Here is a 12,257-nt window from a genome sequence, read left to right as displayed (position 1 = left end):
GCTATTCTCCTTCCCCGGAACCACTCTGAAGTGTTCTTGCCTCACTTACAGCTTCCCGGATCTTATCTTCATTCTGACTCTGAATTGCAGTTCTTATCAGCTTGGATGCTTCTGCACTTCCCGAAGCCGTTCCGACTTTCACTGTTACTTCCGAAGCTTTATATGTACTGTTATTAATAACGTCGCGACTGACCTCCTGTCCATTCTCATAAACAACTTTCCAAAGCCTTGCCGTACGTCCATTGATTGCTATTCCCTCTTCTTCCATCGAACCGATCGCACTATCCGGATCTTCTACATATTTCTTCGAATATTCTGTGCGCTCGAGTGTTTCACTTTCAAATTCTACTGAATGGCCTTCGGCCCTGGTATCTTTTCCGTAAATATAGAACCAGACCTTATTATTACTGTCAACGTATCCCTCAATCAGGATCGGGGTATCATAATTATTTTTAAATTTAAAATCTTTCACACCTTCTGCAATTGCCGCATCCCTCGATGGCTCCACATAATTGACGATCATAGAATGTGCACATCGCTCAGTAACTTCCAGTTCCGAATAAAGAACCGCGTTATACAGCGTCGTAGATACCTGACAGAGACCTCCTCCGATATTTTGAACGACCTGCCCGTTCTCATAAGCGCTGCCGGCCACATATCCATTCTCTTCTGTATACGGTGCCAAGGTCTGTTCTACCGAGAGTTCTTCGCCCGGCATCAAAAGTGTTCCATTGAGAAGCTCTGCTGCTCTTCGGATATTTTTCACCCGGTCACCGTATCCGGCTTGTGTGGAATAAGACCCCAGTTCATCCCGGATTGATTCCAGATCTGCTCTTGTCACCGAAGGTGCTTCCGATTCCTGAACCAGTTCCAGCGTAATTTCTTTATATTTCCATTTTTCATTTAAATATTTTTCAAGATTCGCCAGAGATTCTTCGATTTTAATCTTATTTCCCGCCGCCTCATCCGTAATCTCAAATCCGGAACCTTTATGAGTAATCGTAGCATCCACAGCACGCGTCTCCATAGGAAGCGCCTTTTCAGTTAAAACTGATTTTGCACTCTCTCCATCCAGCTGATACGTGTCGTCAAGCACCAGTTCATTTTTTCCCAGCTTCCGGATCTGCCGGAAACGCTTCCAGACTGATCCCTCTTTCCCATAAGAGACTGCCTCTTCTATCAGCTTATCCACATCTTTCATTTCAATTCCCAGATCACCAAGTGTTGTCTTAGCGGTCTGTTCTCCAACTTTGAGAGTTACTTTGAGCTGTCTGTATTCCGCCATCTTTTTCTCTACAGCATCTTTTGCCTGCTCTTTTGTCATACCAGACAGTTCTACTTTCCCTATATAGATATGATTACTGATTTTATCTTCCTCTGTTTTATTCACATAACGATAAAGCAAACCATAAGAGATACCGCAAACCAGCAAAATACACAGCAAAAACAAACCGCTTAGATAGGCGATTCTCTGTCTTTTCCTTCTTCTCGCTTTTTTGCTCAAATGCGGTTTTCTTTTACGCTTCGGCATTGCCAGTTTCCCCTCTTTGCTGCACTTCTTGTTTTACCGCTCCTAAATCAAATACGGCAGTACCATCGTAACCACCATCGCCGCAATGACTACGAGGATGATCACTGCTGCTGCTCTCTGTGTCTTTTTACGATTGAACATTGTTTTCACCTCTACATGCATATTTCTTTACATTTTATACTCTTTGCCTCATTTTTGCAATACACAAGCCTCGCTTTTTTCATAGACCTCTTCACAGATCGTATGAATCGCTGCCTCATGATTCAGCGGACTCCTGTTCTGATAGTCAAACAACAGAATCACCCGTCTGGAACTCATATTTCCAAGCACATCAAAGGAAAACGCTTCGAGATGTGTCATTTTTCGCAGTTGCCTTCTGTCGTAGTCCTCATATCCAGCCAGATACCGGTGTTTCTTTGCTTCCTGATCATAGAATTCCTTTTCCTCTTCTTTTGAAATTCGTTCTTCTCCTGCAAATTCCGGCCGGTTTTTCGCATTTTCCCGAAGGAAGTAATCCAACGTCATCAACTGTCGATATTCCTCCGTATGTTCGGGATCCCGTTCTTCTGTAAAATCCAGAAGTATCTCATAACGAGTTACTCTGGAATGGCTCACAAGATTCATTCCTCTTTCTTCATAAAAGCGGCTCAGATCCTCAAAAAAAGCAAATGGGCTTTCATATAAACGGATGATATACGGTAAACTATGGCAAAACTGTCTGCTGTTATAATACATTTCAACCATCTCTTCAATTCCTTTAAGTCGTAGTATATCATCATAGGGCAGCCACTTTGTGTGCAGCACTTCATAAGGCGGAAGACTTTTCGCAGCCAGTTCATATTCTTCTTTATGTTCTTCCATATAGGATCCTTTCAGCACTTTTAAAAATCCCAGCTGAAGCTGCTCCGGCTGCAGAGCATAAACATCATTAAACGATCTTTCAAAACTTTCATAGTCTTCAAACGGAAGCCCGGCAATCAGATCCAGGTGCTGGTGAATATTTCCAAATGAATGAATTCTCTTCACGATCCGCGCCACTTCTCCAAAACGCATTGTACGGTGTATTTCACGGATCGTCTCAAGATTTGTAGACTGTACCCCAATTTCCAGCTGAATCAGTCCCGGGCGCATCCGGCTCATCAGTTCCAGTTCCTCTTCATTCAGAAGATCCGCAGAAACTTCAAAATGAAAATTCGTAATGCCATTATCATGATCCATGATATAGCTCCAGATCGTCATCGCATGGTTATGACTACAATTGAATGTCCTGTCAACAAATTTCACTTGCGGCACTTTATGATCAATCAAAAATTGCAGCTCCTTTTTTACCAGTTCTAAATTGCGAAATCTCAGGCACTTATCCACCGATGACAGACAGTAACTGCATGAAAACGGACATCCCCTGCTGGATTCGTAGTATATGATCTTGTTTTCAAAATCTTTCATATTATGATATACAAACGGAACATCACTCAGATTCATTACCGGCCGCCATTCATTTTCGCCTATCTCTTCCGTCTGAATTACATCTGAGAACCGCCGATAAGTGATTCCCGGAATCTCGGCCAGTTCTTTTGTCTGATTCCGACTGCTTTTATTATAATGCATCAGAAGCTCTGCAAAAGTCTTCTCGCCTTCCCCCATCATCACACCATCCACTTCCGGGAGCCGTCTCAACACATCTGCCGCATCATAAGATACCTCCGGGCCCCCCAGCCACAGGATCACATCCGGCAAAATTTTGCGTATTTCGCGCACAATCTCTTCAACATAGATCAAATTCCAAATATAACATGACAAGCATAGCATATCCGGCTTTCTTTTATAAATATCCATTAATATCTCATCCGTCTGCTGATTGATCGTATATTCCGCAATTTCTATCCTGACATCATTCTCTTTCTCCGTACCTTGCATCTTCTCCTCGGCATACGCTTTCAGACTATAAACAGCAAGATTAGAATGTATATATTTTGCATTTATAGCAGTTAACAAAACTTTCATACTCTGCCTCCTCGCTTACCACTAGCTGTTACTCATCACTATATAGCAAATCGAGTCATTTGTAAAATATTGAAAGTAAATTGATTTTTTTATATAAACTGGCTATTATATAGATATCTTAAATTCTTTATCAAAGGAGTATAACTATGCAGACAACCAAATGGCAAAAAGATTATGAAGAATTTGAAGCAGTCACAAGGAAATTTTATGCAGGCGAAGTAACAGTTCCTGAATATAAGGGGTTTTCCGGAGGATTCGGCAGCTATGCACAGCGCGGCGGGAAATCCAGCATGCTTCGTCTGCGTCTATCTGGAGGACGTGTCACAAAAGAAAAGCTCGGATTTATTGCAGATGCAATCCGAAAATATCATATAGACAAAGTACATTTTACCACCTGTCAGACCATCCAGTTTCACAATCTGAACGCGGATACAGTCTGTGAGCTGTCCGTTTCAGCGCTTGACGCCGGCATCGTGACCCGTGGAGGCGGCGGTGATTTTCCAAGAAATGTTATGGTCTCTCCGCTGAGTGGCGTGGAAAAGGGCGAATATTTTGATGTGATGCCATATGCCAATGCAGCTGCCGATTACTTGATGGGGCTGATCAAAACAGTCAAACTCCCCCGCAAATTAAAAGTATGTTTCTCAAATTCTCCTGCCAATCAGACGCACGCAACATTCCGCGATCTTGGTTTCTGCGCAAGAGAAGACGGCACCTTTGACGTGTACTGCGCAGGTGGACTGGGCAACAACCCTAAAATGGGGGTTCCAGTAGCTGAAAAAATCCGTCCCGACCAGATTCTCTATTATATTGAAGCAATGGTTCGTTTATTCACCACATATGGAAATTATGAGAATCGTGCCAAAGCAAGAACCCGTTATATGCAGGATGTGCTTGGTGACAAACTGCCGGAAGAATATTTGAAGAAACTAGAAGATGCAAAAGCAGAGTGTCCGGATCTGACTCTTCATATCTCCGATAGCGTTTCTCCAAAATGCAGCGATGGTTCTGAAGTGGTTTCTCCCCGAATTATTGCTCAAAAGCAAAATGGTTTATACGCTGTCAAGTATCATCCACTCGGCGGATGCCCTTCTCCAGAAAAACTGGTTGACCTTTATGAAGCAATCTGTGACATGGATGGTGTTGAGCTTCGCCTCACTCCGGACGAAGGCGCATATATCATAAACTGTACCGGAAAGGAAGCTGAGAGAATTCTGGAGATCACATCCGACAGTGCCGGAACCGTATTCGAGTCTTCCGTTGCATGTATCGGCGCTTCTATTTGCCAGGTAGGTGTCCGTGACTCTCAGGCTCTCCTTGCCACTCTGGTAAACGAATCCAGAAAATGGGATTTTGCTGACGGTGTTCTTCCTCAGATTCACATTTCCGGCTGTCCATCTTCCTGCGGAACTCACCAAATCGGCAAAATCGGCTTCCGCGGCGGTATGAAGAAAGTAGACGGGAAACCGGTCTCTGCATTTGTGATGACGGTCAACGGAGAAGATGAAGAGAATCATGAACGTTTTGGCGAACAGCTCGGAACGATACTGGAAACCGATATTCCTGCATTTTTCAAAGACCTTGGAGAAGAGATCTCCGCTTCCGGTATGCTGTATGATGACTGGTATGCAAAGAATCCGGAACGCTTCAAAGAAATTGCAGGCAAATATTTATAAAATGAAAGCATAGCCGTTGACATTTTGGCGAAAACAAGTTACAATTATATTCCGTGCAGCCGGGGTGTTAGCGGTACCCTGTACCTACAATCCGCTATAGTAGGGGTGATGCTGTGCCGAGGGCTTTTCTTGTCAAAGCTGCCTCCGGTTCGTGGCGTTGATATCTGGGTCTTACGCGGCGGATCTCTGTGAACCGTGTCAGGTCGGGAACGAAGCAGCACTAAGCAGATGCTTCTGGGTGCCGTAAGGTAGCCTGGGTTGAGTTTACAGCCGGAGTACCGTTTGGGGGGAAATTGTTCGACGCACAGCGCACGAAAAATAATCTCGTTTTCTTATTAGTATCACTTGACTTTCCCCCGATAATCAACTACGCTTATTCTATATAATATGAACCGACTTCAGATATTATTTTTCTGAAATGCCGATGTAAATCAAGGAGGAGATTGCGATGTACGCAGAATTTGACGAAACTTTAGTAACTGGTAATGAGATGATCGACTCTCAGCATAAAGAGCTGATTGACAAAATTAATGACTTATTGAAGAGCTGTGAGCAGAGCTCCGGTAAAGTAACTGCAATCCAGACACTGGGTTACCTTGCAGACTACACTGATTTCCATTTTTCAGCTGAAGAAAAACTTCAGGAAGAGATCGGATACCCGGGAATTGCTGAACATAAGCAGAAACATGAAGAACTCCGTCAGGTCGTTTCCGAACTTCACGCTATGCTCGAGGAAGAGGAAGGTCCGTCCGAGGCTTTCGTTGCGCAGGTTCAGAAGAATGTCGTTGACTGGCTTTATAACCATATCAAAGGATTTGACCGTTCTGTTGCAGAGTACAAGAATATGACTCTCAACGATGAAAAACTGTAAAAAATAAAGACATTAAAATCTCTGATTGGAGTCCTCAATTTCCAATCAGAGATTTTCTTTTTCCAGTTCCTTTTTTCGTTTTTGCTTTTCGCGGAGCTCTTTAAAAAATCCTTTCATCATCAGAGAACATTCCTCCTCCAGTACGCCGGTTTCCAGCTCCACCTGATGATTGAACTTTGCAACCTGAAGAAGATTCAGTATCGACCCGGCGCATCCTGCTTTCGGATTCATGCATCCAACCACGACTCGTTTCATACGTGCCTGTACGATTGCTCCTGCACACATCTGACATGGTTCCAACGTCACATATAAGGTGCAGTCTTCCAATCTCCAGTCCCCCATTTTCCTACTAGCTTTTTTGATGGCAAGAATTTCTGCATGTGCAAGCGGATTTTTATCTGTGGTACGCCTGTTATATCCACGTCCAATAATCTTTCCTTCATAAACAATCACACAGCCAATTGGTACTTCCTCAATTTTCCATGCCTTTTTTGCCTGCCTGATTGCTTCCCTCATATACTTTTCATCCTCAGTGAGCTGTCTCTTCATCCTCTTCTCTCCTCGTTTTTTTTATCACATTACTGATTTCACGACACCAATACCCAAAATCTTCCGACTGACTGCGTTCTCCTTCTGTCCATTCCATTTCTCCTTTTTCCGGCTTCATAAACTGCCGAAATCCAAATGCACCGGCTGCGCATTCCTCTCTGGGATGATAAATCCCCGGAACTCCGAGCCAGCATCTCCCATCTTTCCGAAATGAAACCAGATGATGATAGTTGTGATATCCGTGAAGCAGGAAATGATTGTTTGCCAGACGCCACTCCCTGCGTGGAAGCTGGGCGAGGTCCTGTCTGCTGATTTTGAAAATCTGTTCCCTGTATCCTTCTTCCTTTTCTGTTACTTCTTCCGTCAAGGACTCCCTATCATCTTCCAGCTTCTCGACAGGCTCTGATTGTTCCACATTTTCCGTCAGTTCTTCTTCCTCCGGAGCCTCCGTATCCGCTGGCACTTTCTCCCCGGAGCTTTCCGGATTCTCCGGAATGTCCTCTTTCTTTGAAAGCTCCACATCTTCCGGCAATTCTTCTTTCTCCGACTGCTTCGTTTCCTCTTTCGTCTCCCGCCGCAATATTTCCTCCCGTCTTATCATATTTTCAACATCAACCCGTCGTTCATTCCAAACAGCCGCATACCATTCTTCTTCCTCGTTTCTTTTCTTCCGGAGAATCATTCCTTCAATCTTGTTGAAAAAATCAATACCACCTGCGTCTTCCGCAGAATACGCAAGTCGATACCCAAAAGCAGATCTTGTTCCCGGGATTTCGCCCATATAAATTCCCACTGTCTGATTTCCCATCAGATAAAAAAGGAAGATTTCCAGTGTCTGTCCGTCCGACACCGGAAATCCCTGTCCGTAAATCTGGATCACTGCCGAATCATCAGATTCTTCTGTCCGCACAAATCCTACATTTCTGATTCGTTTCCCATTTTGATATTCATACAGATACCGGATAAATTTCTTCATAGCAAGAGTGCACTCCTTCAAAAAACATACCTACTCTAACTTATTCAGAATAATCCGAAATCATGACTAAAAAATCGCTGTGAGTTCTTGATACAGACGTTTTGCATAACTGTCCGTCATTCCACAAATATAATCCGTCACAAGCAGGAGACGGAGATACAGCTTTTCCGATTCACTTTTTCCTTTACTGTGAAAATAATATGCACTTTTATAATTATCTGATATAAAAGAAATAATCCTTTTATCGATTGTTCCCGGTTTCTCATAAGGGTTATCAAATTTCATGACAGCTGCCGAAAACTTATCCATCAAAAAATTCAGCATAACCGACTCTTTCATTTCCATTTTATAAATCTGCGCCGAAGTAAACACCTCGCGAAATGCCAGACTTCCAAGCAGATCCATCAGTTTTTCTCCATACGTCCCATAAAAAAGATCATGTTCATATCTTCCATCCATGATCGCTTCATAATTCGATGTAAACCCATCGGTTGCACAAGTAATCATGAAACCTTGTACACGAACAATCCAGTTCTTGACCGCATACTCCTCTGGTTTCCGTTCTCCGCGCTCTTTTCCCCTCATATAGAATTTGTCAAGTTCATACAACGCATCAAACGGACCTCCAGTTTCTCCTGTCTCCGTATTAAGATTTTCCAGTTCTTCTCTCAGCTTATGGAACGAAATAAATCCTTTAATAAATGAATCTTCGATATCGGCCGTTTTGTATGCAATATCATCAGCAGCCTCAAGAATAAACGTCAGCGGATGCCGACATCCATTGGTCCCGGTCGTTTCCTGTACATCATAGAAAATATCTCGGTCTGCATAATAATATCCTAACTTTTTATCCTTAATATTCCCGCTCTCCGGCCTGATTTCCAGCGAAGAAACCGGATATTTGATTATACTCCCCAAAAGCGCATATGTCAGATTCATTCCCCGTTCATCCACGAGATAATGCAGCTTAGTCACAAGCCTCAGTGCCTGCGCATTTCCTTCAAAATGATATAAATCTTCTCGCATCTGCGGTTCTAACAGTTCTTCTGCCTTTTGCCCGCAAAATTCCAGTTTTCCCAGATTCTCTGCAAACCATTCCCGAATAGCAAGCTCCCCGAAATGCCCGAATGGCGGATTTCCTATATCATGAATCAGGCCTGCACATTGAAGAATACTACAGATATCCTCTTTCATTCTCGGACTAAATCCCGGATCCAGGCCATACGTCAGTATATTTTCACCGATATTCTGTCCCAAAGACTTGGCAAATGATGATACTTCCAGTGAATGAGTCAGACGCGTTCTAATAAAATCACTTTTATCCAAAGGAAATACCTGCGTTTTGTCCTGAAGCCGTCTGAACGACGCACTTCCTATGATTCGATGATAATCCTTCTCAAATTCACTGCGCAAATCTGTAGATTTAACAGAACCGGCACGATGTACACTCTGCCGGTCCCTCTTTGCTGATAAAAGCTTTTCCCACTCCATAACAGCCCTCTGTCATTAATCCAGATAGATTGGCGGTTCATAATCCTTGCCAAGCGTTGCTTTTTTACGCTCTTCAAATCCAAGGAATGCCCATTCCGTCATATCTGTCCATTTATGTTCCTTACGGTCATAAACCTGAACATAACCGATGCGCTTCGGATGCATCCGAACACTGTTCGATTGATATTCATGACCTGTATACGGATTCACATCACCATTTACAAGATCTTCATCTTCATCCACACGTTTCTTGATCGGCTGAAAATCTTTTGCTTTTTCGTGACGCTTTTCTTCTCTCTTTGGCGAAGAAATAATCTTTGTTATTCTGGAGAAACGCGATTCCCTATGCTCAGTCTTCGCTGTTTCCTCTTTCATGGTTTCCTCTGGCTCTGCTTCCGGCTGTACATCCGTAGCTTCTTCCATCACAGATTCCGATATTCTTTCCTCCTCTGTCGGTGCTTCTGCCACTGTCTCCTCCAGCACTTCTTCTCCGATTGCATCTTCTTCCGGCTCGCCATGAACCAGTTCTTCCTTAACTTCAGCTTCCTTAGCTGCTTCCTCCTCGCCTGCCGTCTTTTCCTCAGGTTCAGATATTTCCTCTACTACAGTTTCTGTCTCTGTTTCAACCGTTGTATCAATCATTTGCTCTACCACAGGTTCCGTGGCCGGAGCAGCTTCTTTTTCTCCCTCCTGCTCCTGCGGTTCTTCCATCATATCTACGATCTCGCCCACTGTAATATCTCGTTCCGCTTCCTTCGCTTCAGCACGTGCCGCTTTTCTTTCCTTCTTTGCTGCAAGCTTATCCAGTTCTTTACTTGTCGGTGGAACTTCTTCAATTACAGATGCCCTCTCTGCCGCTTCCTGACTTGCAAGAATACTGAGTTGGAACGAACACCCCAGAATGTCTGCAATCATGCGCATATCCTGCTCTTGAAAATTATCTCTTCCAAGACGCTGTGTCAGATTCTGTCTGGACATCTTTTTCCCAGTTCTTTCCTCAATCTGTTCTGCCAGCTCCTTGATTGTCATACCTTTTCTGCTTAAAACAATTTTTACTTGCTCCCCAAATGTGAGACTTATCATGCCATCTTCTCCTCCTTATTAATTCAGCACCATTTTCCCTATTTTTTATTGTAGCAAATGACAATTTATCCGTCAACAGTCGTCATTTTTTTCTTTATTTTTTGCTCTTTTTCTTCCTCCTGACTCGGATATTCTACACTTGCGATTTTCACAACTTTTTTCTCTCATTTTATTTATTTCTGTTCATGATTTACAAATTATAAAATTTTTATAAAAATACCTTTGATAAATCACTCCCCTTGTGTATAATAGCGGATATCCAAAAACAAGGGCGTTTTCCTAACACGGAAAGCGCCTTTTTGTTTTCCAGAAAAGGAGGGTGTTATTATGAAAAAACTGGAAATCATCATCCAGCCGGAGAAGCTTGAAGACCTGAAAGCAATTCTTGACGCTTCCAACGCAAACGGCGTTATGATCAGCAACATCATGGGATACGGCAATCAAAAAGGGCACAGAAAGATATATCGCGGAGCTGAATACAGCGTGAATCTTCTCCCGAAAGTAAAAGTTGAAACAGTCGTTGACCCTTCTGTTGCAGAACCTTTGATTCAGAAAATCGTTGAGGAAATCCAAACCGGAGCATACGGCGACGGCAAAATCTTTGTGTATGAAGTGGAAGATGCTGTCCGCATTCGTACTGATGAGCGCGGTACCGCAGCTCTTTAATCAAAATGGTACATATAAATAAAAAAATTCATATTTGTTATCAATGAGGATAGCTGTGCATCTGATGCATCAGGTATCCTTTTTTATAACAGAAAGAGGAGGTAGTATTATGGGATTAACAGCATTAATTGAAAGCGGCATGGAAGCCACGGCAGCAACAGAGCTTCTTCTGAATGTAGTATGGACAATTGTAGGTGCAATATTGGTTTATTTCATGCAGGCAGGCTTTGCTATGTGTGAGGCCGGTTTTACAAGAGCCAAAAACACAGGTAACATTTTGATGAAAAATATGATGGACTTTGTCCTGGGAAGTCTTTTCTTCTTTATATTCGGGTTTGCAATCATGCATGGAAGTGACTGGAACGGAATCATCGGTTCAACCGGCTTCTTAGATCCGACCAAACTTGCCGATGCTGACGGATTATTCAACGGTCTTCCAATCGGCGTATTTATCATTTTCCATACTGTATTCTGCGCGACTGCCGCAACCCTCGCAGCACTGATCGTAACATGGATCCGCTACGGCAAACCAGACGTATCCATGACCTTCAACGGCTCCCTCGCAGGATTAGTTGCCATCACAGCCGGATGTGACTGCGTAAGCAACGTCTCCGCAATCCTCCGTATCGTTTTCACATTATGTTCAAACACCCGGTCATCCAATGAGTAATGATTCGTCACATTACTTGCCAGCTCGTTCAGCACTTTATTGGATTTATCCGTCTCATAATTTTCAAAAAATGAACGCTCAATCGAACTGGTCTGAGCTGCCATTTCGATGATCTCTTTATCATAAAACGGAATCCCCAGATCTTTCGACAATTTCATAGCAATATCTCGTCCACCGCTTCCGTATTGCCGACTGATTGTAATAACAAGTGGAGCTGAAGCTTTCTCTTCCAATGCATTGTCCGCACCACTCTGATTCAGTTCCCCAGCCCATTCAAATCCTTTTTTCGCCATGATCACTGCAATGATTTCATTGATCACCGCTGCCGCCGCGATCGTTCCCTGTATGATCTGCGCACATTCCGGCGCGGAACCGCTCAAAACGGAAACCGCAATTCCCGTAAATACAAGAGAAACTCCAGAATGTGGGAGCAGTGTAAAACCAAGATATTTTTTTACTGTCTGCGGAGACTTTGTAACGGCCGCCCCGAAATAAGCACCAAAATATTTTCCTAATGCACGCGACAGAATATAAACAGCCGTAAACATTCCCGCTCCCAGAATCAGATGATAATCCAACGGTGCACCCAAATTCAATATAACAAGAATCATAGCAATTCCTAACACCGGAGTGACATGCTCCCACTACTTAAGCCCTAAAGCTTTGAAGTAGGGGCTTCTTACTCAATAACCCGATAGGGCTAAGTATCAATAAGCTATCCCCGCGTGCCCCGCGGTTCT

Annotated in this window: 10 protein-coding genes, 1 other RNA gene and 1 pseudogene; 5 read left to right on the top strand and 7 right to left on the bottom strand. The window is 43.4% G+C overall.

The features are described 5' to 3' along the window. Position 1: 1 nt before the first annotated feature. Together ACTNBF_RS13345 and ACTNBF_RS13340 are read right to left on the bottom strand one after the other, a co-directional pair. Entirely contained in the window at positions 2 to 1,531 is a 1,530-nt protein-coding gene (locus ACTNBF_RS13345; RefSeq protein WP_441089447.1) for a VanW family protein, read from the bottom strand. 189 nt (positions 1,532 to 1,720) lie between these two features. Continuing rightward, a complete protein-coding gene (locus ACTNBF_RS13340) occupies positions 1,721 to 3,535 on the bottom strand; it encodes a B12-binding domain-containing radical SAM protein (RefSeq protein ID WP_441089446.1) in 1,815 nt (604 codons plus the stop codon). Positions 3,536 to 3,681: 146 nt separating this feature from the next. Between ACTNBF_RS13340 and ACTNBF_RS13335 the strand changes: the two genes are divergently transcribed. The 3 genes from ACTNBF_RS13335 to ACTNBF_RS13325 all read left to right on the top strand — a co-directional run bounded on the left by ACTNBF_RS13335 (position 3,682) and on the right by ACTNBF_RS13325 (position 6,082). Further along, complete coding sequence (locus ACTNBF_RS13335; protein ID WP_427820459.1) at positions 3,682 to 5,211, top strand: nitrite/sulfite reductase; 1,530 nt, start codon at positions 3,682 to 3,684, stop codon at positions 5,209 to 5,211. A 51-nt stretch (positions 5,212 to 5,262) separates the two neighbouring features. Continuing rightward, positions 5,263 to 5,526, top strand: an RNA gene (gene ffs, locus ACTNBF_RS13330) — signal recognition particle sRNA large type. A 133-nt stretch (positions 5,527 to 5,659) separates the two neighbouring features. Beyond that, a complete protein-coding gene (locus ACTNBF_RS13325) occupies positions 5,660 to 6,082 on the top strand; it encodes a bacteriohemerythrin (RefSeq protein WP_441017463.1) in 423 nt (140 codons plus the stop codon). Positions 6,083 to 6,127: 45 nt separating this feature from the next. On the opposite strand, the gene tadA is transcribed toward ACTNBF_RS13325, so the two are convergent. The 4 genes from tadA to ACTNBF_RS13305 form a co-directional block, all read right to left on the bottom strand. After that, positions 6,128 to 6,631 (bottom strand): tRNA adenosine(34) deaminase TadA, encoded by a 504-nt coding sequence (gene tadA, locus ACTNBF_RS13320; RefSeq protein ID WP_427806152.1) that lies wholly within the window; start codon positions 6,629 to 6,631, stop codon positions 6,128 to 6,130. After that, positions 6,612 to 7,607: a hypothetical protein gene (locus ACTNBF_RS13315; protein ID WP_427806153.1), complete on the bottom strand. Its 996-nt coding sequence runs from the start codon at positions 7,605 to 7,607 to the stop codon at positions 6,612 to 6,614. Before ACTNBF_RS13315 ends, tadA begins: the two co-directional genes overlap by 20 nt. A 66-nt stretch (positions 7,608 to 7,673) precedes the next feature. Continuing rightward, a complete protein-coding gene (locus ACTNBF_RS13310; protein WP_427820461.1) occupies positions 7,674 to 9,098 on the bottom strand; it encodes a deoxyguanosinetriphosphate triphosphohydrolase in 1,425 nt (474 codons plus the stop codon). A gap of 15 nt (positions 9,099 to 9,113) precedes the next feature. After that, positions 9,114 to 10,181, bottom strand: a complete 1,068-nt coding sequence (locus ACTNBF_RS13305; RefSeq protein WP_427806155.1) for a hypothetical protein — start codon at positions 10,179 to 10,181, stop codon at positions 9,114 to 9,116. Positions 10,182 to 10,508: 327 nt separating this feature from the next. Here ACTNBF_RS13305 and ACTNBF_RS13300 point away from each other — a divergent pair, with 327 nt between their 5' ends. Together ACTNBF_RS13300 and ACTNBF_RS13295 are read left to right on the top strand one after the other, a co-directional pair. After that, positions 10,509 to 10,847, top strand: coding sequence for a P-II family nitrogen regulator (locus ACTNBF_RS13300; protein ID WP_441026214.1), 339 nt, complete (start codon positions 10,509 to 10,511; stop codon positions 10,845 to 10,847). Positions 10,848 to 10,956: 109 nt separating this feature from the next. Then, positions 10,957 to 11,517, top strand: a complete 561-nt coding sequence (locus ACTNBF_RS13295; protein WP_441089445.1) for a hypothetical protein — start codon at positions 10,957 to 10,959, stop codon at positions 11,515 to 11,517. Here ACTNBF_RS13295 and ACTNBF_RS13290 read toward each other — a convergent pair. Continuing rightward, positions 11,517 to 11,675: pseudogene (locus ACTNBF_RS13290) on the bottom strand (cytidylate kinase family protein); the annotation flags it as partial. The gene ACTNBF_RS13295 and the pseudogene ACTNBF_RS13290 overlap by 1 nt on opposite strands. Between the last annotated feature and the right edge of the window lie 582 nt (positions 11,676 to 12,257).

It is taken from the genome of Bariatricus sp. HCP28S3_A4 (genome assembly GCF_052066395.1).
GTDB lineage: Bacteria > Bacillota > Clostridia > Lachnospirales > Lachnospiraceae > Allocoprococcus.
This window is presented reverse-complemented; position numbering and strand designations above follow the sequence as displayed.

Coding starts and splice junctions, on each gene's coding strand:
- ACTNBF_RS13295 (WP_441089445.1), top strand. CDS start 10,957: ATGGGATTAACAGCATTAATTGAAAGCGGCATGGAAGCCACGGCAGCA.
- ACTNBF_RS13310 (WP_427820461.1), bottom strand. CDS start 9,098: ATGGAGTGGGAAAAGCTTTTATCAGCAAAGAGGGACCGGCAGAGTGTA.
- ACTNBF_RS13340 (WP_441089446.1), bottom strand. CDS start 3,535: ATGAAAGTTTTGTTAACTGCTATAAATGCAAAATATATACATTCTAAT.
- ACTNBF_RS13345 (WP_441089447.1), bottom strand. CDS start 1,531: ATGCCGAAGCGTAAAAGAAAACCGCATTTGAGCAAAAAAGCGAGAAGA.
- ACTNBF_RS13300 (WP_441026214.1), top strand. CDS start 10,509: ATGAAAAAACTGGAAATCATCATCCAGCCGGAGAAGCTTGAAGACCTG.
- ACTNBF_RS13325 (WP_441017463.1), top strand. CDS start 5,660: ATGTACGCAGAATTTGACGAAACTTTAGTAACTGGTAATGAGATGATC.
- tadA (WP_427806152.1), bottom strand. CDS start 6,631: ATGAAGAGACAGCTCACTGAGGATGAAAAGTATATGAGGGAAGCAATC.
- ACTNBF_RS13315 (WP_427806153.1), bottom strand. CDS start 7,607: ATGAAGAAATTTATCCGGTATCTGTATGAATATCAAAATGGGAAACGA.
- ACTNBF_RS13335 (WP_427820459.1), top strand. CDS start 3,682: ATGCAGACAACCAAATGGCAAAAAGATTATGAAGAATTTGAAGCAGTC.
- ACTNBF_RS13305 (WP_427806155.1), bottom strand. CDS start 10,181: ATGATAAGTCTCACATTTGGGGAGCAAGTAAAAATTGTTTTAAGCAGA.